Below are 20,458 nucleotides of genomic sequence, written 5' to 3'. Positions count from 1 at the left end.
GACCAGGCCGGCCAGGCCGCGGAGCAGTTTTGTCACTTCAGAACCTTGTTCTGGTTAGGCCGGCGCCACGGACCGCGTGGCGCACGCCTGCGGTGACTCTCGCGCCGGCCGACGGCTGAATAAGGTTCTCAGCTGGTCGCCTGCGGCGCGATCATCGGCGCGGCGTCGACCTTGCTGGTGATGACGCCCATCTGCAGCAGCAGGTCCGGGACGCGCTGGAGGCGCCGGGCGTCCAGGACGGAGCCGTAACCGGGCAGCGTCAGCAGCTTGGCGGTGTCTTCGTCGATCTTCGCGTACTTCACCAGCAGCGGCTCGACCTTCGAGCGGTCGGCGAGCGCTTCGCTGGTGGCCTTCTTCATCGCGCGCTGGAAGGCGGCGAGCGTCTTCGGGTTGCCCTGCACCCACTTCGTCGTCGAGCCGTAGCCGGTCAGGGGGAAGTCCTGGGTGGCACCGGTGTTGATGTCGATGACCGGGGTGGCCCCGACGACCTTCGCCGCCTGGGACAGCTGCGGCTCCGGCATGTAGGCCGCGTCCACCTGGTTGTCCTTCAACGCCGCCGCCATGTTCGGCAGCTGGACCGGCACCCAGGTGACCTTGCTGTAGTCGACGTTGTGGTCCTTCATGACGGACTTGGTGAGGATGTCCGACGCGGTGTTCAGCGCGGTGATCGCGATCCGCCTGCCCGCCAGGTCGCCGACGGTCTTCACCGGCGAGGTCGGCACCGTGACGATCGCGTTGCTCTTGGCGTTGACCGACGTGCCGTCGGCGACGAGCTGGATGTCCGCGACGCCCTTGCTCTTGGCGACGAAGAACGGCGTGTAGGTCGAGAGGGCGATGTCCACCTCGCCGGAAATCGCCTTCTGCATCGACTCCTGGCCGCTCTTGGCGACGACCTGCTCGACCTCGAGCCCCTCGGCCTTGAAGTAGCCGTTGTCCTGGGCCAGCCAGAACGGCGCGAGGTCCGTGGTCGGCATGATCGAGACCTTGATCTTCGACTTCTCCAGGCCGCCCCCGTTCGACGAGGCGTTCGAGCTGTCCGAGCCGAGCGCGCTGCAGCCACTGACGGCTGTGACGGCTGCGACGGTGAGGGCGAGCCCGAGCGCGGCGCGGCGAGTGCGAACCCGGCCACTGCTCATGGCGTTTCCAAGCAAGGCCTGCTCCTTGAAGAAAGTGACGGTTGGCGAACCGATTCCGACGGAAGTGCGTGACTCATTCGCGAGGCACGCGGGCCACTGTAGAGAACGTGACAGCTTGCTCACAATGGGTGGAATCACTACCTGACGGGGTGGCGCATGTCACTCTTTCGGCCTCTGGTCTAGACCCACTGCTCCACTCGCCGTAGCAGTTCACCCAGCGTAGGGGCCACATTCCGAATCCGAGACGAGCGGCTGTGCGCCAGCTGAGCGAACGCTGTGCAACATTCAGCGCGTCCTGTCGGGAGGGTTACATCTTCCCCGGCCGTTCGCTACCCTCTGCACCTGCGGGGAGGTATCAACCTCCGATGTAGTGAGAGAGAGTGCCTGGATGGCCGATCAAGTCGATCCCCGGTTTACCAGGGCACGCTGTGCTTTTCCTGAGAGAATCTTCCCCGCAGTGGCCACTGCCTGGCCGGGCTCAGCCGCCGCACCGGTGGGCTAGGCCGAACAACAGACCGATGCGAGACCAGCGCAGGGACCCGACCGTGATGCTCGAGCTGAACCGATTCCGTCCCGTTGGACGGGGTTCAGAAACACCCGTCGAAGACGATCTATTAACCCGTACGGGTAGCGTCTTGCGCTGGACTCCCTCCGATCGGCCGGGGTGCCGGACCGCCGGGAGCGTGCAGACGAGTGGCTGAGGAGAACGCGATGCGCCCTGGCGGGCGCTGGACCGATCAGGGTTTCACGAGCACGAACGATGATGGTGGTGCGGCGGTGCCGAACGAAGACGCCGCGGGGGTAGGAGGGGCCCCTGCGCAGTCGCCCGGAGCGGATCCGGGCCGGAAGACCGGGCTGTTCTCCGGCATGCGCGACTGGCGGCTGCGGACCAAGCTGGCCGCGGTCCTGATCATCCCGACGCTGACCGCGGCGGTGCTGGGTGCGCTGCGCGTCGTCGACGACGCCCAGCAGGCGGCCGAGTTCCAGCGCACCGCCGACCAGGTCGCGTTCGCGGTCAAGGTCACCACGGTGGTGCACGAGCTGCAGAACGAGCGCTCGCTGGCCGTCGCGCGGATCTCCTCGAGCAACCAGCTGCTGCAGACCGGGCTCGACTCGCAGATCGCCAAGGTCGACCGCGAAGTCGCCGACCTGCGCGGCGCGGCGGGCACGCTCAACTACGACGACCAGGCGACCCACGACCGCTACACCCGCGGTCTCCAGCGCCTCGACGCCCTGCGCCCGCTGCGGGCGGCGTTCAACACCCAGAACAGCCTGCCCGACATCACGGTGCTGACCGCCTACTCGGGCATCCTCGACTCGCTCATCGAGCTCGGCCGCGAGGTCACCACCGCGGTGACCGACCGCGACGTGCTGCGCCTCGGCACGAGCACGCAGGCGATCAGCGAGGCCAAGGAGTTCACCACCCGCTCCGACACCGAGCTGCAGATCGCCGCCTACCGCGGCAACTTCCCCGGCGACCTGCTGGACCAGACGCGCGCGTCGGCGTCCAGCGCGGACGCCTCGGTCGCGTCCTTCCTCGCGAACGCCGACGACGACCAGCGCCAGCTCTACAACGACACCTACTCCGGCCCGGAGGTCGACGACCGCCGCCGGATCCAGACCGCGGCGTTCGCCAACGCCCAGCTGGGCACGGCGCCGGTCATCGACACCACCGCGCTCGGCAAGGACAGCACGGTGTCGGCCGACAAGCTGCACGCGGTCGAGTCGAACCTGCTCGCCCAGCTCAAGACCCGCGCCGACGACCTCGCCACGGCGGCGGTCAACTCGGCCTGGGTCGGCGGTGCCGTCGTGCTCGCCGCGCTGGCCGCCGCGATCGCGCTGATGCTCGTCGTCGCCCGCCTGATGCTGCGCCCGCTGCGGGTGCTGCGGAAGAGCGCGCTGGACGTCGCCTACACCCGGCTGCCGGAAACCGTGCAGGCGATCCTTGACGACCCGGACCCGGTCGGCGCCTCGAAGAAGGCCGTCCAGCCGGTGCCCGTCACCTCCCGCGACGAGATCGGCGAGGTGGCGCGGTCGTTCGACATCGTCCACGAACAGGCCGTCAAGATGGCCGCCGAGCAGGCCCTCCTGCGCGAGAACGTCAACGGCATCTTCGTGAACCTCTCCCGGCGGTCGCAGCGGCTGGTGGAACGCCAGCTCGGCGTCATCGACCGGCTCGAGGCCGACGAGCAGGACCCGGACCACTTGGCCAGCCTGTTCGAGCTCGACCACCTCGCGACGCGGCTGCGGCGCAACGGTGAGTCCCTGCTGGTGCTCTCCGGCGCCGGCCTGGCCAAGTCGGTGCCCAAGCCGGTGCCCGCCGCCGACGTCATCGGCGCCGCGGTGTCGGAGATCGAGCAGTACGCCCGGATCGAGGTCGGCATCGTGCCCGACGTCGCGGTCCAGGGCCTGGCGATCCACGACCTCGTGCACGTCCTCGCCGAGCTGCTCGACAACGCGACCTACTTCTCCGAGCCGGAGACGAAGGTCATCGTCCGCGCGGTGGTGACCCGCCGGAAGGCGCTGGCCATCCAGGTCACCGACCACGGTGTCGGCATGAGCGAGGACCGGCTGGCCGAGGTCAACGCGCGGCTGGCCGACCCGCCGGACCTGGACGTGTCGGTGACCCGCCGGATGGGTCTGTACGTGGTCTCGCGGCTGGCCAAGCGCCACGGCATCGAGGTCCGGCTGCGCGAGAACGAGGACATCGAAGGTGGCGTGATCGCCCGCGTCGTCGTCCCGGCCGAGCTGCTGACCCAGCTCCGCCCGGGCATGCAGCGGCAGAGCCCGCCCCCGGCGAACCGCTCCGAGACGTCGATGTCGATGCCGAGCATCCCGATCCCGGCGGCGCGCACGGACTTCGACCAGACGCAGACGTTCGCGCAGACCCCACCGCCTCCGCCGCCCCCGGCTCCGCCGTCGCACGAGCCGGTCCCGAACCAGGGCGGGCTGGTCCCGCTCGACCAGCCGATCAGCCTGGACGACCTGGTCAGCGGTGGCCGCGCGGCAGGCCCGTTCCTGTCGCCGGACCTGCCGAAGCCGGAGACGCCCGCCTGGCCGACCGCCGAGGACCTCGCGCCGCTGGCACCTTCGTCGAACGGCGACGGCGCCAGCTCGCGGGCGAACGACACGCAGTTCGCGCCGCTGGTGCTGCCCAAGCGCGAGCCGAAGTTCGTGCCGCCCGAGGAACCGCCCCCACCGCCACCGCCGCCCGCGGCGGAGGTCGGCTCGGCGGCCCTCGAAGACGATGTACCCACCCGGCGGCTGCCCATCTACCAGTCGGTGCTGTCACGCTGGTTCAGTGAGGGCGACGACTCGGCTGCCGACCCGGTGCCGCCGCAGAGCTCGGGTGAAGACCCGAACCTGCCGCCGCTCACCGGCTTCGAAGAGCCGAACGTGCCGGACACGCCCGCCGTGTCCGCTCCGGCTCCGGCTCCGGACGAGCTGCAGCCGACCGCGGCGACCCGGCACCCGCTCCTCCCCGCCGACGACGGCTGGCACAGTGCCTCCGACGACGGCTGGCAAGCGGCGCAGTCGCTGCTGGAGTCCAAGAACGAGGAGATCACCACGGCCGGGCTGCCCAAGCGCATCCCGAACGCCTACCTGGTGCCGGGATCGATCAACAGCCCGAGTTCGACGCCCGAGGCACCGGCCCAGAACAACTTCGCGGATGCAGGAGCGGGCATGCCCGGAACGGGTGCGATCACCCGCTCGGCGTCCGCGGCGCGGAGCCGGATGGCAAGCTTCCAACGTGGCTACACCTCGGGGCGGCACGCGTTGAAGGAACTCCCCGCCGAGGAGAGGCTGGAAGGCAGCGGAGTTCCGGGACGTGGCAACACCACAGACAGCAGTGAGGAGTGAAAGTGACACGGGCGGGTGCAATGCAGCCGGGTGGCTCCGCGCAGCCGAACGGCCAAGCGCATGCCAAGGCGAACAATTCCGGCAGCTTCGCTTGGCTGATCACGGATTTCGTGCACCGGGTGCCCGGCGCGGCCCACGCGGTCGTGGTGTCGGCCGACGGCCTGCTCCTGGCGGCCTCGCGTGGCTTGCCGAAGGACCGGGCGGACCAGCTGGCCGCGGTGGCGTCGGGGCTGACCAGCCTCGCGCGCGGCGCGGCCAAGGTGTTCGAAGGCGGCACGGTGGCGCAGACCGTGGTCGAGATGGCCAACGGCTTCCTCTTCCTCATGTCGGTATCCGACGGTTCCTGCCTGGCGGTCCTGGGATCGCCGGAGAGTGACATCGGCCTGGTCGTCTACGAGATGACCCTGCTGGTGGAGCGGGTCGGGCAGCAGCTGACCCCGGAGATGCGGGCGCAACTGCAGGGTTCGGCTGTCCGCCGCTGAGGACGTGGGAACCGAGGAGAGAGCCGTGGACGACGGGCGCGTGAGGGGTGGTGGCCGGCTCGGTGACGACTTCTCCGGCGGGTGGTCCGATCAACCGGACGACGGCCGGGAGGACTGGCAGTCGTTCCGGGACCGCGTCGACCGTGAGTGGCGGGCACGACGGGTGCAGGCCTCCGACAGCGACCCCGTACGGGAACCACCGAACTGGCTGACCGACAGCAACGCCGGGCAGGAACCGCTCCGGCCGATCCAGGCCGGCGGCACCGAGTACCGTGACCGCCTGCTCGGCGGGCCGGGCTCGGAGCTGTTCGGCGGCACGAGCGGGCCGCTGTACGACGCGCACGAGTTCGCCGCGTACAGCACCGAGCGCGACTTCTCGTCGGGACCGGACTCCGGTGAGTTCGCGGCGGCCTTGCCGCAGCAGGCCCACCAGGAGTACGTGGACGCGCCGCCGCCGACCGAGATGGAGACGTCCGGCCTGGTCCGGCCGTACTTCCGGACCCGCGGGCGGACGAAGGCGACCCTCGACCTGGCCATCGAAGCGCTGATCTCGACCAGCGAACAGGGCCGGATGCTCGACCGGGTCCGGGTGCCCGAGCACCGGTCGATCTGCGACCTGTGCCTCGACACCCGGTCGGTGGCCGAGGTGGCGGCGCTGCTGCGCCTGCCGCTCGGCGTGGTGCGCGTGTTGATTGGTGACGTGGCGGGCCTCGGGCTGGTGCTGGTGCACTCCAGCAGCACGACCGTGGGCGACCGCCCGAGTATCGAGTTCATGGAAAGGGTGCTCAGTGGGCTTCGGAGAATTTGACTCCGACGCGAACGCGCCGCAGGTGACGGGTCCGACCTCGTCGGCCAAGATCGTGGTCGCCGGCGGGTTCGGTTCGGGGAAGACAACCATGGTCGGGGCGATCTCCGAGATCGACCCGCTGACCACCGAGGCCATGATGACCGAGGCGAGCGTCGGGCACGACGACACCTCGGCCACGCCCAACAAGACCACCACCACCGTGGCGATGGACTTCGGGCGCATCTCGCTGGACTCGGACCTGGTGCTGTACGTGTTCGGTACCCCGGGCCAGCACCGGTTCTGGTTCATGTGGGACGACCTCGCGGTCGGCGCCATCGGCGCGGTCGTGCTGGTGGACACGCGGCGGCTCGCCGACGCGTTCCCCTCGATCGACTTCTTCGAGAACCGGAAGCTGCCCTACGTCGTGGCCATCAACTGCTTCGACCGGCTGCTGCACCACCAGATCGAGGACGTCCGGCACGCGCTCACCATCGCGCCGTCGGTCCCGATCATGGCGTGCGACGCGCGCGAGCGCGAATCCGCCAAGCAGGTGCTGATCTCGGTCGTCCAGCACGCGATCGCGCACGATACGGCCCTGCGCGCGGGCTGAGGGTATGTCTCCCCGGACCGGATGCGGCCGTTGGAGTGAACTCCGCGTGCTTCACCCACTTCGGGGAGTGCTGCCGCCGTCCGGAGGAGGAGGCCGCCGCGGCGGTTCGGTAACGTCGAAGGTGGCGCCGTCGACCCTGGCCACCGGCAACCCGGCTGACCTGCGCGGAAACCTCGCCGGCCCGGGGCGGTGCCGACGCCGGGGAGTGACCCCCGGACGGGCGGAGCGGCCTGGCCCGGCGCGGAACGGGCCGTGGTGCACACGTAGGGTGCGCAGCGGCCGTTCGGTGGTGGACTCGACACCGCCGGCGGCGCGCATACGCTTTACCGTGGCGTCGCCTGCCGGCCGTGCCGGACGCTCCGGGGTGCGGCGCGCGGCGCCGCACGAGCAAGGAGGAGCAGGAGTGACGGCTTCCGGCCAGGGTACGTTCGGCTGGCTCATCACGGACTTCGTGCGCCGGGTACCCGGCGCCGCGCACGCCGTTCTGGTGTCCGCGGACGGGTTGCTCCTGGCGCCGTCGGAAGGGCTGCCCCAGGAACGCGCCGAGCAGCTGTCCGCGGTCGCGTCCGGGCTGATCAGCCTGACGGCGGGGGCCGCGCGCTGCTTCGAGGCGGGCGGGGTCAACCAGACCGTGGTGGAGATGGAGCGCGGCTACCTGTTCCTGATGTCCGTTTCGGACGGCTCGTCGCTGGCGGTGCTGGCCGCGCCGACGTGCGACATCGGCACGGTCGCCTACGAGATGACCCTGCTCGTCGAGCGGGTGGGGCAGCAACTGACGCCCGAGCTGCGCGCGCAGCTGCAGGGCGGCGTGCGTGGGTAGGGCGAGATGAGGATTTCGGGATTCGACGATCCGGACTCCAGCGGCTGGGACGCACTGCACCGCGGCACCGAGCGCGAGAGTTTCGATTCGCCCAGCAAGTTCGACATGTCGACGCTGTCGATGATCATGCCCAAGCGCAAGCCGTCGCGGCCGAAGCCGGATGCGCAGGGCTACACCGACGAGGACACCCGGGAGTGGGGTTCCGACGCCGAGGACGACGGCTACGACCCCGTCGAGCCGGAGTGGCAGGACGAGGAGCGGTACGAGCCGGAGCCGCCGCCGCTGGAGCCGGCGTGGACCCCGCCGCGGGGTGCCCGCCCACCCGCGCCGCCGCGGCCCGTGGCGCCCCGGCCACTGGCCCCGCGCCCGCCCGCGCCCCGGCCGCCCGCGCCTCGTCCGCCACTGACCGGACCACGGCCCCAGGCGCCGCTGACCGGACCACAGCCTCAGGCACCGCTGACCGGGCCCCACCCTCAGGCGCCGCTGACGGGACCCCAGCCCCAGGCGCCTTCGTGGGGGCCGCCGGCCGACTGGACACCGCCACCGGACCCGGGGACGCGCTGGATCCCCCACCCGGAGCCGTGGGAGGAACCGGCCTGGAACGAACCGGCCCGCGTGGCTCCCGTCGCTTCGCCGGGGTCACGGGTCCGCCCGTACACCCGGACGGGTGGCCGCACGCGGTCCGACCACAACCTGGCGCTGGAGGCCCTGGTCTCGACGTCCGACGACGGGCGCCGCTACCGCGGGGTCCGCTCGGTCGAACACCGCCGGATCTGCGACCTGTGCCTGGACACGCGCTCGGTCGCCGAGATCGCCGCGCACCTGCAGCTGCCCCTCGGCGTGGTGAAGGTACTGGTCGGCGACATGGCGGACATCGGGCTCGTCCTGATCCACCAGACCGAGCTGGTCCTCGGGGACCGGTCGTCCCGCGAGTTCATGGAACGCGTCCTGGCCGGCCTGCGCGCCCTCTAGCCGGAGCGCTCAGGCGGCGGTGAGGTCCAGGGTGAGAGTGTTGTCCGGGCCGGAGATCACGGCGTTGATCACCGGCGTCGCCGAGCCGCAGTCCGTGAAGGCGCCGAGCGCGTAGGTCGAGGTCAGGCGGCCGCCCTTGCCCGCGACGAAGTCGTCCGACGCCAGTTCGGTCGTGATCGGCTCGGCCGTGCCGCACGCCTCGCCGACGTCGTACGGCGCGCCGTTGACCCGGACGTCGGAGAGCTTGACCGGCCAGGTAGCCGAGCCGGAGAAGCCGCCGAAGACCGAGCCGTCCGCGTGACCCGGGCCGAGCGTGATGGTCCCGCTGACCTTGCCGAGGCCCGGGACCGACCGGGTGACCTCCACCGGCGGCAGCGTGACCGTCCCGTAGAACGTGTACGGCCCGACGAGCGTGTACATGTCGAACTGCCCCGGCCCGAGCTCGAGGTCGGCGTCCGGCTTCGCGATGTGCGTGGTCCCGCTGACGGCGTACTTCGAGTAGACCGGCGGCCCGGCCGCGTCAGCCGCGCCGGCGAACCCGATCCCGGTCAGCGCCGTTGCCGCCGCCAGTGCCGTCACGCGCGTTCCCCACTTCATGCACCAGGCTTACCACCTGCCCGGGCGGTTCGGCGGCGATTCACCGGATTCAGTAGTCAGTCTTCGACGATGGCCGCCGACGTGATGCGGTGCAGGGAGTAGCGCTCGTTGTTCTCGCCTTCGAGGACGCCGCCGCCGACGCGCACCGGCCGGATCACGCGCTGGCTGGCGGTGCCGCGGGAGTCGACGAAGCCGATCCACACCTCGCGGCGTTCGAGGGTCGCCCGTGACAGCAGCTCGAGCGTGGCCGACGTGTCCGCGCCCCCGCCGACCGGCGCCCGGACCGCCGAGCCGCGGCGCCGGGCCGATGCCGCGTCGCCCGCGCGCAGGTTCGAGACGATCCGGACCGCCTGGTCCTCGGTCAGCACCGCCTGCTCACCCGGGCTGCGGCGGGCTGCCCGCGCCTTCGCCGGCAGCCGGCGGCCGCCGGGCCGGATGTCGACGACCCGGCCGTCCGGGCCTTCCGCGGCGGGGGCGAAGCCGGCGGCGCGCAGCCCGGTCAGGACCTCGTGCAGCGGGTCCGGGCTGATCACGACGGTCGGGGCGATCAGCCGCAGGGCGTGCTCCGCGGCGACCGGGTGGGCCAGCACCTCGGCCAGCAGCGCCTCGTCGTCGCAGCGCAGGAACGACGCCGCGACCCCGCCGCGCAGCCGCCCGTGCCGCCGGGCGACGTCGTCGACGAGGTAGCTCAGCCCCTGCGGCACCGGCGTCGCCGACTTCGCCTTGAAGAGCGCGTGCAGCTCGTCGGCCGTGCGCCCGGTGTCCAGCGCACGCCGCACCGAGCCCTCGGTGATCCGGTAGACCGTCGCGTGCCCGGCCGACTCGACGTCGGCGACCGCGGCCATCTCCACCGCCAGCTCCGGCTCCAGCGGGCCCGGCGCGACGACCGTCAGGTCGGCCTGCAGCAGGACGCGGTCCACCGGCGCGGGCAGTGCGTCGAGGATGGCCTCGACCGCGCCCGGCCGGTCGTCGGCGAGCAGCGCCCGCGTCGCCGTCGTGACGCCGCCGAGCCCGACCAGCCCCAGCGCCGACGCCTCGGCCATCGTCCAGCGGACGGTCTCGTCCCGCAGCCGCCCGCCCCGCCTCGGCGCGCGCCAGGCCAGCACCGCGACGAGCTCGTCGACGCTCTTCACGCCGGCGCCCGCGGGGAGGCCGGCCAGGGTGGCGAGGACGCGGCGCCGCGTCACCGGCGCCAGCGGGCGGCGCAGGTCCTCCGACAGCGGTGCGATCGGCTTGTCCTTGGCGTCGCGCCCCCCGGCCAGCCCCGGCAGCCGCGGCAGCTCCAGCCACGCCTGGGCGAGCGTCATCCACCGCTGCGCGGTCGGCGACGCGAGCCACGAGTCGGTCAGCGTCGTCGGCACCCACTCGGGCACGGTCGCTTCGCTGTCGGCGACGAGCCCGGCGCCGACGACCAGCTCGGCCAGCAGCATCGCCTGCGTCTCGTCGATCTCCAGGTCCTTGGCGAGCTTCTTCAGCTCCCGCACGCCGAGCCCGCCCGACTTGAGCACCGGCGGCGGCGCGGCCGACCAGGCGCGCAGGAGGGCTTCGGTGCGGCGCAGGAACTCCATCGCCTCGCCGGCCGCCGCCTCGTCCACAGTGGATGGCTGGTGCCGGTGGACCGGCAGCTCGGGTTCGGTGAGGGAGCCCGGGGCGAACACCCCGCCGCGCACCGCGATGCCGAGCTCGCGCGGCAGCTCGACGGTCTGGTCGTCGCGGCGCAGCAGCAGCCCGCGGGCCAGCAGCTTCTGCACCGGCGTCCCGGCCTTCTCGAGCGAGAGGTCGAGACCGGCATCGCGGGTGCGGCCGATCGGCGGCCCGGCGGCGAGGGCGTTCAGCACGCCGCGCTCGTCGTCGGACAGCTCGGCCAGCCGTGCTTCGAGGTCCTCGCCGGCGAGCGAAGGCGACGACGCACCCAGCCCGGCCGGGAACGGCCCGAGTGCCTCCCTGGCCGCGGGGGGCACGCGCAGCGCGTCGTCCGAGCCCCAGACCAGCGCTCGCGCGCGCAGCCGGGCCAGCGGCGCGGCGACGTCGGTTCCGACCAGCTTCGCGACGTCTTCGACCGGCACCGGATCGCGGTCCGCGCCGGCCAGCAGGCACGCTTCGAGCACGGCCAGGGTGAAGCTGTCGAGGTCCTCGCAGGCGCGCGCGACCGAGCCCGGCGTGCCGGCCCGGGTGGCCAGCACCGTGCTGTCGGAGGGCGGGGGCGTGGACAGGTCGCGCCGCGTGCGGAGCAGCTCTGTGAGCGCGGCGTCGGACTCCGCTCGCAGCCAGTCCGCCAAAGAGGTCGCGGGCATAGAAGACCAGGATACCGGGCGGTTGCGCCGGGCCGCCGGGGCTGAGGCAGACTGTGCTGGCGAGAACCGAGAACGGCTGTGGAGGACGTTGTGGCCAAGGGTGAGAAAAAGCACAAGGGCATCGACCCGACCTGGCCGGGCGAGGACGGCGAGCACCCCGTGACCGAGCTCGCGGCCGACCGCCAGGGCGCGCTGTCGCCGTTCGGAGACGTCACCTTCCCCCTCGACACGGTGCCGTACGTGCACCCGGAGACCGAGATCAACCGCTGAGGACGTCGTTACTGGTCAGTACGGGTATCGGCCCCTCGTGAGGGCGGTCACGGGAGTAGGTTCGCTCCCGTCCCAGCCCACCTTTCCCATGCGGGGGTAGTGCCATGCCGGTTCCCGGTCCCGGATATTCGATCACCGTCCGGGTGGAGGCCCCGGCTTCGTCCAGCGCGGCCGGTGACCTCACCACCGCCGTCGGGCGCGTCGGCGGCGTCCTGACCGCATTCGACGTCGTCGAGTCCCACCCCGACTCGATCGTGGTCGACATCAGCGCCAACGCGCTGTCGGAGAACCACGCGAACGACATCACGCAGACGCTGGACTCGCTGCCCGGCGTCAAGGTCCGCAAGGTCTCCGACCGGACGTTCCTGATCCACCTCGGCGGCAAGATCGAGGTCACGCCCAAGGTCGCGCTCCGCAACCGTGACGACCTCTCCCGCGCCTACACCCCGGGCGTCGCCCGCGTCTGCCAGGCGATCGCCGCCAACCCCGAGGACGCGCGCCGGCTGACCATCAAGCGCAACACGGTCGCCGTCCTCACGGACGGCTCCGCGGTGCTCGGTCTCGGCAACATCGGCCCGGCCGCCGCGCTGCCGGTGATGGAGGGCAAGGCGGCGCTGTTCAAGAAGTTCGCCGACGTCGATGCCTGGCCGGTCTGCCTGGACACCCAGGACACCGAAGAGATCATCATGATCGCGAAGGCGCTGGCCCCGGTGTACGCGGGCATCAACCTCGAGGACATCGCCGCGCCGCGCTGCTTCGAGATCGAGAAGCGGCTGCGCGAGCAGCTGGACATCCCGGTGTTCCACGACGACCAGCACGGCACCGCGATCGTGGTCGTGGCCGCGCTGCGCAACGCCCTGCGCGTGGTCGGGAAGAGCATCGAGGACTGCAAGATCGTGGTCAGCGGCGTCGGCGCGGCCGGTTCGGCGATCATCCGCCTGCTGCTGCAGAAGAACCCGGCCGACATCGTCGCCGCGGACATCGACGGCGTCGTCCACTCCGCGCGCGGCAACCTGGACGACAACCTGACCTGGATCGCGTCGCACACCAATAAGCAGCAGGTCAGCGGCACCCTGCACGAGGCGCTCAACGGCGCCGACGTGTTCATCGGCGTCTCGGCGCCCAACCTGTTCGGCGCCGAGCAGGTCGCCACGATGAACAAGGACGCGGTGGTCTTCGCGCTCGCCAACCCGGACCCGGAGATCGACCCGCTGGAGGCGCAGAAGCACGCCGCCGTCGTCGCGACCGGCCGCAGCGACTTCCCCAACCAGATCAACAACGTCCTGGCGTTCCCGGGCGTCTTCCGCGGCCTGCTGGACGCGCACGCGCACAACATCGACGACACCATGCTGCTCGCCGCGGCCGACGCGATCGCCGACGTCGTCGACAACGGCCAGCTCAACGCGTCGTTCATCGTGCCGAGCGTGTTCGACACGGCGGTGGCGCCGGCGGTCGCCGAAGCGGTCCGGAAGGCTGTGCGCGCGGAGCGCTGAGCCTCAGCGGACCCGTTCCAGCAGCCTGACTTCGACGTCGGGCAGGTCCTCGAAGCGGGCGCGGCCGTCCGTGGTCACCAGCGTCCGGCCGGTGGCCCGGGCGGTGGCCGCGATGATCAAGTCGTGTGCGCCGCGGGCCTGCCCGGTCCGCTGCAGGTGTGCCAGAAGCTCGGCGTGGTGTTCGACGACACTCGCCGAGTAGTCGACAACCGGGGTGACGGCCAGTAACTCGGCCAGGAACGCGCCGTGCGCCGCCCGGCGGGCCGGGTTCGGGTCGAGCAGCAGGCCCACCTGGTACTCGGTGATCGCCAGGGCCGGCACGGCGACGTCGTCCCCGTCGCCGATCGCTCCCTCGGGCAGCCGCTGCCGCGCGGCGTCGATGAGAATCCCGGTGTCGAGGATCAGTCGCGCCACGGGTCGCCGTCCAGCTCGGCGGACGCGGTCTCGCGGACCTTGGCGACGGTCTCCTCGAACCGGTCGTCGACGTCGAGCTTCCCGGCCCAGCGGTGGAACACCGCGCACACCTCGGTGCCGTTCGCGCGCGGCGCGGGCACGATCAGGGCAACCCGCTTGCCGTTGCGGGTCACGACGATCGTCTCGCCCCTCTCCGCTTCGTCGAGCACCGCGGAGAACGACCGGGAGGCTTCCGATGCGGTCAGTTCCAGCATCGGATCAGATTATCAGATTCCGTGGTTCCGAAGCCCACGGCGGGCGGCGTCGTCCGCCGGTGCGGAAGTAGCCTCGGCGTGTGAGTGAACTCAGCCACGTCGACGAAACCGGCGCCGCCCGGATGGTCGACGTCTCCGGCAAGACCGCCACCGCGCGCACCGCCCTCGCGGCCGGGACCGTGCGGACCACCGCCGAGGTGCTGCGGCTGCTGGCCACCGACGGCCTCCCGAAGGGCGACGCGCTGGCCACCGCCCGGATCGCCGGGATCATGGGCGCCAAGCGGGTGCCCGAGCTGATCCCGCTGTGCCACCAGATCGCGCTGTCCGGGGTCAAGGTCGAGTTCACGCTCGGCGAGGCCGAGGTCGGCATCCGCGCGACGGCGAAGACCACCGACGTCACCGGCGTCGAGATGGAGGCGCTGACCGCGGTGGCCGTCGCCGGGCTGACGCTGCACGACATGATCAAGGCCGTCGACCCGGCGGCGACGCTGGACGAGGTCCGCCTGCTCCGCAAGGACGGCGGCAAGACCGGAACCTGGGAGCGGCCGTGAAGCGCACCGCGCGTGTCATCGTGGCGTCCAACCGCGCCGCGAAGGGCGTCTACGAGGACAAGACCGGCCCGGTGATCGTGGCCTGGCTGGCGGACCGCGGGTACGACGTGCCCGCCCCGGTCGTCGTCGAGGACGGCGACCCGGTGGGTGCCGCCTTGCGGGCCGCGCTGGCCGACGGCGTCGCCGTGGTCCTCACCACCGGCGGCACCGGCATCTCGCCGACCGACCGCACCCCGGACGTCACCCGGGCGCTGCTGGACCACGAGCTGCCGGGTGTCGCGGACGCGATCCGCGCGGCCGGGCTGCCGAAGGTGCCGACCGCGGTGCTGTCGCGCGGTGTCGCCGGGGTGGCGGGGCGGACCCTGGTCGTGAACCTCCCGGGCTCCAGCGGCGGCGTGAAGGACGGCCTGGGCGTGCTCGACGGCGTCCTGGACCACGCGGTCGACCAGCTGGCCGGTGGCGACCACCCGCGGCCGGCTGGGTCACCAGCGCCCGCGGTGCGCGTGGCGCGGGCGCTGGTGACCGAGGACGTGCTGTCGGTCGAGGAGCACGCCCGCCTGGTCGAGGACGACGCGGCGGGCGCGGTGGTGACGTTCGCCGGGGTGGTCCGCGACCACGACGGTGGCAAGGGTGTGCGCGACCTGACCTACGAGGGCCACCCGAGCGCGGACCAGGTGATCGCGGACGTGGTCGCGGACCTGTCGGCCCGGTGGAGCGGCGTCCGCGCGGTCGCCGTGAGCCACCGCCTGGGTGCCCTGACGATCGGCGACGTCGCGTTGGCCTGCGCCGTGGCGGCGGAGCACCGCGGCCAGGCGTTTTCGGCGTGTTCCGAGCTGGTCGACGAGGTGAAGGCGCGGCTGCCGGTCTGGAAGCACCAGCACTTCACCGACGGCACGGACGAGTGGGTCAACTCGCCCTGACGCGGGACGGCCTTGAAACGCCCGTGTGGCGCCTGGAGACGTCAGGACGTCTCCAGGGCCCGGATGGCGCCTCGGACACGTCAGGGGGCACGCAAACGGGGTCGATGGGGGTCACAAACACACCAAGCCCTCCACCGCCCGGGGGATTGGCGGTGGAGGGCTTGGTGGCGTCACGGCTCGAGGCCGGACTCACGCATCACTGCGCGATCGTCACTTGGTGGCGATCTTCTGCCCGACGAGGATCAGGTCCTTGTTCGGGATGTACTTCGCGTTCAGGTCCTGCAGCTTCTGGTAGCCGCCCTGGACGTTGAACTGCTTGGCGATCTTGGACAGCGTGTCGCCCGCCACGACGGTGTAGTCACCGGCCGGGTTGGAGCTGTTCACGCCGGTCGCCACCGGGGCCGCCGGAGCCGCCGCCTGCTTGGGGGCGGTCGTGCTCTTCTTCGGGGTCACCTTCTTGACGGTGGACTTGCCCGTGGCCTTGGGGGCCGACGAGCCGCCGCCACCCTTCTTGCCACAGACCGGCCAGGCGCCGATGCCCTGGCCCTGCAGGACGCGCTCGGCCACGGCGATCTGCTCGTCGCGGGAAGCGTTCGCCGCGCTGCCGGTGCCGCCGTAGGCCTTCCAGGTGCTCTGCGTGAACTGCAGGCCGCCGTAGTAGCCGTTGCCGGTGTTGGTGTTCCAGTTGCCGCTGCTTTCGCACTGCGCGATGGCGTCCCAGTTGGTCGCCGACGCGGGGGTCGCGGCGATCGCGAGGGGAGCGCCGACCGCGATGCCCGCGATGGCGACGCGAGCGACGGTGCGGGTGGCAGCGGACATCTTGCGGTGCTTGCCTCGGTAAGACATTTGGTCGTTTCTCGGTTTCCCAGCGCCTACGAACCGGTGTGAGGGTCAGGATCGGGGTCCTGGCGCCGGCCATCTCAGGCCGGCAGACGAGTCCGACGCACGGCGCGTCTTCGTCGTCCCCTCGTCCCTGTCCGGAAATGCTTTCGCTCGGGGTATGGGTCCGGGATTCCGTCGGACAGGGCTAGGCGCTACGGATTCCCGGTGTTGCGTGGTTGGTCGGGGCCAACCGAAAAGCGACGGTACGTAACGATGGCCGTGATCGGAAATTATTCGGGGCGTGACCTACGTCACAGTAACGACACGCAACGCCTGTCGATTGGCCTGTCTTCGCAGGTCAGCGGGCCGTTATCTGGCCGTTTCCTACCCGAGATAAAACACGGATCGTGAGGCTTGTGTCACGTGGTTCGGGCAGCGAATGGGCCATTCGCGCCAATGCCCTTCGCGGTGGAAGCGCGCATCTTATGACCACTGGCGGCCACGCGCCAGACTTGACAATGCCGCCTCATGTACCTCAGGAGTCACACCAGTCCCACCTCTTCGTGGGGTTTGACGTCACGCCGGAGTCATCCTGATCAGCCGTCTCGGCCGGTCCGGCCGACGCACCGCGACGGACCAGGTGAACAGGTCACCGGATGGCGTCGCGACCGGCCGGCTCAGCTTGCCGCGAACAGCCGGGTCGGCCGGTGCGCCACGCCGGAGGCGCGAAACGGCGTCGCCGAGCGGTCGGCTGCCGTACCCGAGTGGTCGCCGGAATACAGAGAAGCCGAACTCACGTCCCCAGACGGACGGCTCGCGCACCGGGAGGGTCGACACGCGTGATCAGCAGGTCGACACGCGTGATCAGAGGGTCGACACGTGGCCGCGGCGCTCCCGGCACCGTGTCGACCCTTCAATCACGGGTGTCGGCTCCTTGATCACGGGAGCCGACCTGCTGATCGCGGCGGGCTGGGGGTCAGCCGCCGGCGAACGGCGGGAGGACGTCGAGTTCGGCGCCGTCCTTCAGGGGGCGGGTCAGGTCGCGGACCGCGATGCCGTCGAGCAGGTAGCTCGCCGCGTCCAGGACCCGCGGCAAAGAAGAAGGGTGCAGGCGGCGCAGCTCGCCGACCGCGTCGGCGACCGACGCGCCCGACGGCAGCTGGACCTTTTCCTCGTCCGCGCCCGCCGCGGCACGGGCCGCGGCGAAGTACCGCACCACGATGGTCAGGGTCGCCATCTCAACCGCCGATCGCGCTCATCGGCCGGATCGGCTGCGCGAACCCGGCGTCGTTGATCTCGTGGCCCGCGAGCTTGCCCCACATCGTCGCCCGCCAGGCGTCGGCAATCTCTTCGTCGCGCGCGCCCGCGCGCGCGAGGGAGCGCAGGTCCGTCTCGTCGTTGCTGAACAGGCAGGAGCGCACGGCGCCGTCCGCGGTCAGCCGCGTCCGCTCGCACGCCGAGCAGAACGGCCGGGTCACCGACGCGATCACGCCGACGTCGCCGGGGCCGCCGTCGACCAGCCAGCGCTCGGCGGGCGCGCCGCCCCGCGCGGCCGGGAACGGCGTCAGCGTGAACGAAGCACCCAGCATCTCCAGGATCTCGGCCGCGGTGATCATCTCGCCGCGGTTCCAGCCGTGCTGGGCGTCCAGCGGCATCTGCTCGATGAACCGCAGGTGGTAGCCCTCGGCGAGGCAGAACTTCAGCAGCGGCACGGCTTCGGTCTCGTTGAGCCCGCGGATCAGCACGGCGTTGACCTTGACCGGCGCCATCCCGGCGTCCCGCGCCGCGGCCAGCCCGGCCACGACGTGCGAGAGCCGGTCGCGGCGGGTGATCTCCAGGAACGTCGCGGGGTCGACGGTGTCGAGCGAGACGTTGATCCGGTTCAGCCCCGCGGCCGCGAGCCCGGCCGCGCGCTTGGCGAGACCGATCCCGTTGGTGGTCATGGAGAGCCGGGGCCGCGGCGACAACGCCGTGATCCGCGCGACGAGGTCCTCGAGCCCGGGCCGCAGCAGGGGTTCCCCGCCGGTGAGCCGGATGTCGGTGACGCCGAGCATCTCGACGGCGATCCGCATCAGCCGGACGAGCTCGTCGTCGGTCAGCACCTGCTCGCCCGGCATCCAGTCGAGGCCTTCCGCGGGCATGCAGTAGGTGCACCGGAGATTGCACCGATCCGTCAGGGAAACCCGGAGATCGGTGGCCACCCGGCCGAAGGTGTCGATGAGGTGCGGGTTCTCGGGCCGGGGCACGCGAGACGACCCTCGTGTACCGGGGACGCGAGGAAACCCGAGATCCACTGCTGTCATTGCATCCAGCCTAGCTCCGGAACGCGCGAAGTGAGCTGATCGCTAGGATACTTTGCGGAGTGAGCTGCTCAGTGGGCGAACCAACGCCCCGGGAGAAGGACTTGTGACGGAAAAGACTTACCCGGTCACGGACGACGAACTCTTCCGCTTCGCGGAATTGGGTCGCGCGGGCAGCACCTTCACCGTCCTGCGGCACGCCAGGATCGCCGAGCGGATGGGCCTGTCCGGCACTGACCACAAGACGTTCGACCTGGTCATCCAGGCCGGTGGCCCGCTCACCGCCGGCCGGATCGCCGAGCTGACGGGCCTGTCGACCGGCGCGGTCACCGGCGTCATCGACCGGCTGGAGAAGGTCGGGCTGGTCCGCCGCGTCCGCGACCCCGAGGACCGCCGCAAGGTCCTCGTCGAGGTCGTGCCCGGAGTCGAGGACCGCTTCAGGCCGCTCTTCGAGTCGGCGTTCGACGCCCTGCGTGAGACGCTGGCGCAGTTCTCCCCGGCCGAGCGAAAAGCGATCGAGCGTTATCAGAATGTCATCCTCGAACAGCTGCGCGCCGAAGTCATGCACAATTCGCGCCCCGCGTAGCTTTTCCTCAACTGCGGAGATAATGTCTGCGGCATGCCGCAATTTCGGTTGTCCGAGGCCGCGCGCCTGCTCGGGGTCAGTGACGACACCGTGCGCCGCTGGGTGCGCGCCGGCCAGCTGACCGCCACCGACGACGCCGCCGGCCGCAAGGTCGTCGACGGCGCCCAGCTGGCCGGGTTCGCCCGGGCCCAGGCCTCGGGCCCCGACGACCCCTCGACGGTCGGCCGCTCGGCCCGCAATAGGTTCGTGGGGCTGGTCACCGAGGTCATCGCCGACAAGGTGATGGCCCAGGTGGAACTGCAGTGCGGGGCGCACCGCGTGGTGTCCCTGATGAGTACGGAAGCCGTCCGCGAGCTGGGGCTGCGCCCGGGGGTGCTCGCGGTCGCGGTGGTCAAAGCGACCACTGTCGTGGTGGAAACACCGGAAGGAAGTCGATGAAGAAGCTCGCTCTCGCCGTCGCGGCCGTCGCCCTGTTCGCGGGCGCGTGCAGCAGCTCGGACGAGCCCAGCACGCAGACCGGCGGCGCGTCGGTCACCGCACCCGCGCCCAAGGGGGCCGGGAACGCCGGCGGCGGTGGCACGCTGACCGTGTTCGCCGCCGCGTCGCTCACCGAGTCGTTCACCGCCCTCGGCAAGGAGTTCGAGGCCCAGCACTCCGGTGTCACCGTGAAGTTCAGCTTCGCGGGCTCGTCCGGCCTGGTCCAGCAGCTGACCAACGGCGCGAAGGCGGACGTCTTCGCCTCGGCCGACCAGGCCACCATGGACAAGGCCGTCCAGGACGGCGTGATCGACGGCCAGGCGACCGTGTTCGCCACCAACAAGCTCGCCATCGCCGTCGCGCCGGGCAATCCCAAGGGCATCAAGTCCTTCGCCGACCTCAACAAGGCCGGGCTGACCGTGATCACCTGCGCCCCGCAGGTGCCGTGCGGCGCGGCGGCGAAGAAGGTCGAGACGGCCACCGGCGTCACGCTCAAGCCGAAGAGCGAGGAGCAGGACGTCAAGCAGGTGCTGAACAAGGTCGCCACCGGCGACGCCGACGCGGGCCTGGTCTACGTCACCGACACCACCTCGGCCGCGGGCAAGGTCGACAAGGTCGACTTCCCCGAGGCGGCCCAGGCGCTCAACAGCTACCCGATCGCCGCGGTCAAGGGCGGCCAGGCCGACCTGGCGCACCAGTTCGAACAGTTCGTCCTCGGGACCGAGGGCAAGAACGAGCTGACGAAGGCCGGGTTCGGTTCTGCGCAGTAGGCGTTCCCCGAGTGGCCGGCCGGGCGCTGCCCCGGCCGGCCA

At 71.3% G+C, this 20,458-nt stretch carries 21 protein-coding genes; 13 read left to right on the top strand and 8 right to left on the bottom strand.

What is annotated here, in order from left to right:
* Positions 1–128 precede the first annotated feature (128 nt).
* A complete protein-coding gene (locus tag CF165_RS25010) occupies positions 129–1,136 on the bottom strand; it encodes an ABC transporter substrate-binding protein (RefSeq protein ID WP_167441564.1) in 1,008 nt (335 codons plus the stop codon).
* A gap of 711 nt (positions 1,137–1,847) precedes the next feature.
* Between CF165_RS25010 and CF165_RS25005 the strand changes: the two genes are divergently transcribed.
* The 6 genes from CF165_RS25005 to CF165_RS24980 all read left to right on the top strand — a co-directional run bounded on the left by CF165_RS25005 (position 1,848) and on the right by CF165_RS24980 (position 8,668).
* Positions 1,848–4,997 (top strand): sensor histidine kinase, encoded by a 3,150-nt coding sequence (locus CF165_RS25005; protein WP_093949998.1) that lies wholly within the window; start codon positions 1,848–1,850, stop codon positions 4,995–4,997.
* Between the two features lie 20 nt (positions 4,998–5,017).
* Complete coding sequence (locus CF165_RS25000) at positions 5,018–5,479, top strand: roadblock/LC7 domain-containing protein (protein ID WP_020641706.1); 462 nt, start codon at positions 5,018–5,020, stop codon at positions 5,477–5,479.
* Positions 5,480–5,504: 25 nt separating this feature from the next.
* Positions 5,505–6,287, top strand: a complete 783-nt coding sequence (locus tag CF165_RS24995; protein WP_093949997.1) for a DUF742 domain-containing protein — start codon at positions 5,505–5,507, stop codon at positions 6,285–6,287.
* A complete protein-coding gene (locus CF165_RS24990; RefSeq protein ID WP_020641704.1) occupies positions 6,268–6,876 on the top strand; it encodes a GTP-binding protein in 609 nt (202 codons plus the stop codon). The genes CF165_RS24995 and CF165_RS24990 overlap by 20 nt, the downstream gene beginning before the upstream one ends.
* A gap of 403 nt (positions 6,877–7,279) precedes the next feature.
* On the top strand, positions 7,280–7,696 hold the full coding sequence (locus CF165_RS24985) for a roadblock/LC7 domain-containing protein (RefSeq protein ID WP_093949996.1): 417 nt from the start codon (positions 7,280–7,282) through the stop codon (positions 7,694–7,696).
* Positions 7,697–7,702: 6 nt separating this feature from the next.
* Positions 7,703–8,668 carry a DUF742 domain-containing protein gene (locus tag CF165_RS24980; protein WP_093949995.1) on the top strand — a complete coding sequence of 322 codons (966 nt, stop codon included), beginning with the start codon at positions 7,703–7,705 and terminating at the stop codon, positions 8,666–8,668.
* 9 nt (positions 8,669–8,677) lie between these two features.
* Here the strand turns inward: CF165_RS24980 and CF165_RS24975 are convergent, their stop codons facing one another.
* Positions 8,678–9,265, bottom strand: a complete 588-nt coding sequence (locus tag CF165_RS24975; RefSeq protein ID WP_240521773.1) for a hypothetical protein — start codon at positions 9,263–9,265, stop codon at positions 8,678–8,680.
* Positions 9,266–9,321: 56 nt separating this feature from the next.
* On the bottom strand, positions 9,322–11,559 hold the full coding sequence (locus tag CF165_RS24970; protein WP_093949993.1) for a helicase-associated domain-containing protein: 2,238 nt from the start codon (positions 11,557–11,559) through the stop codon (positions 9,322–9,324).
* Between the two features lie 90 nt (positions 11,560–11,649).
* On the opposite strand from CF165_RS24970, the gene CF165_RS24965 reads away from it, so the two are divergent.
* The gene (locus CF165_RS24965) at positions 11,650–11,829 is read left to right on the top strand and encodes a hypothetical protein (RefSeq protein ID WP_013230250.1); all 180 of its coding nucleotides are present in this window, start codon (positions 11,650–11,652) and stop codon (positions 11,827–11,829) included.
* Between the two features lie 104 nt (positions 11,830–11,933).
* Positions 11,934–13,322 (top strand): NAD-dependent malic enzyme, encoded by a 1,389-nt coding sequence (locus CF165_RS24960; protein WP_093949992.1) that lies wholly within the window; start codon positions 11,934–11,936, stop codon positions 13,320–13,322.
* Between the two features lie 3 nt (positions 13,323–13,325).
* On the opposite strand, the gene CF165_RS24955 is transcribed toward CF165_RS24960, so the two are convergent.
* A complete protein-coding gene (locus CF165_RS24955) occupies positions 13,326–13,736 on the bottom strand; it encodes a PIN domain-containing protein (RefSeq protein WP_093949991.1) in 411 nt (136 codons plus the stop codon).
* Complete coding sequence (locus tag CF165_RS24950) at positions 13,724–13,990, bottom strand: type II toxin-antitoxin system Phd/YefM family antitoxin (RefSeq protein ID WP_093949990.1); 267 nt, start codon at positions 13,988–13,990, stop codon at positions 13,724–13,726. Before CF165_RS24950 ends, CF165_RS24955 begins: the two co-directional genes overlap by 13 nt.
* Before the next feature lie 80 nt (positions 13,991–14,070).
* On the opposite strand from CF165_RS24950, the gene moaC reads away from it, so the two are divergent.
* Together moaC and CF165_RS24940 are read left to right on the top strand one after the other, a co-directional pair.
* The gene (moaC, locus tag CF165_RS24945; protein WP_086852742.1) at positions 14,071–14,541 is read left to right on the top strand and encodes a cyclic pyranopterin monophosphate synthase MoaC; all 471 of its coding nucleotides are present in this window, start codon (positions 14,071–14,073) and stop codon (positions 14,539–14,541) included.
* A complete protein-coding gene (locus CF165_RS24940; protein WP_093949989.1) occupies positions 14,538–15,461 on the top strand; it encodes a molybdenum cofactor biosynthesis protein MoaE in 924 nt (307 codons plus the stop codon). The genes moaC and CF165_RS24940 overlap by 4 nt, the downstream gene beginning before the upstream one ends.
* 210 nt (positions 15,462–15,671) lie before the next feature.
* Here CF165_RS24940 and CF165_RS24935 read toward each other — a convergent pair whose 3' ends face one another.
* The 3 genes from CF165_RS24935 to moaA all read right to left on the bottom strand — a co-directional run bounded on the left by CF165_RS24935 (position 15,672) and on the right by moaA (position 18,529).
* Positions 15,672–16,307, bottom strand: a complete 636-nt coding sequence (locus CF165_RS24935) for a LysM peptidoglycan-binding domain-containing protein (RefSeq protein WP_093949988.1) — start codon at positions 16,305–16,307, stop codon at positions 15,672–15,674.
* Positions 16,308–17,259: 952 nt separating this feature from the next.
* On the bottom strand, positions 17,260–17,520 hold the full coding sequence (locus CF165_RS24930) for a MoaD/ThiS family protein (protein ID WP_205660965.1): 261 nt from the start codon (positions 17,518–17,520) through the stop codon (positions 17,260–17,262).
* 1 nt (position 17,521) lies between these two features.
* On the bottom strand, positions 17,522–18,529 hold the full coding sequence (moaA, locus tag CF165_RS24925; protein ID WP_093949987.1) for a GTP 3',8-cyclase MoaA: 1,008 nt from the start codon (positions 18,527–18,529) through the stop codon (positions 17,522–17,524).
* Between the two features lie 160 nt (positions 18,530–18,689).
* Between moaA and CF165_RS24920 the strand changes: the two genes are divergently transcribed.
* Genes CF165_RS24920 through modA form a run of 3 tightly spaced genes read left to right on the top strand, consistent with a single transcriptional unit; the run spans position 18,690 to position 20,416 of the window.
* On the top strand, positions 18,690–19,169 hold the full coding sequence (locus CF165_RS24920) for a MarR family winged helix-turn-helix transcriptional regulator (RefSeq protein WP_093949986.1): 480 nt from the start codon (positions 18,690–18,692) through the stop codon (positions 19,167–19,169).
* Positions 19,170–19,202: 33 nt separating this feature from the next.
* Positions 19,203–19,607, top strand: coding sequence for a TOBE domain-containing protein (locus CF165_RS24915; RefSeq protein ID WP_093949985.1), 405 nt, complete (start codon positions 19,203–19,205; stop codon positions 19,605–19,607).
* Entirely contained in the window at positions 19,604–20,416 is an 813-nt protein-coding gene (gene modA / locus CF165_RS24910; protein ID WP_093949984.1) for a molybdate ABC transporter substrate-binding protein, read from the top strand. Before CF165_RS24915 ends, modA begins: the two co-directional genes overlap by 4 nt.
* Positions 20,417–20,458 lie beyond the last annotated feature (42 nt).

It is taken from the genome of Amycolatopsis vastitatis (assembly GCF_002234595.1).
Lineage (GTDB): Bacteria > Actinomycetota > Actinomycetes > Mycobacteriales > Pseudonocardiaceae > Amycolatopsis > Amycolatopsis vastitatis.
This window is presented reverse-complemented; position numbering and strand designations above follow the sequence as displayed.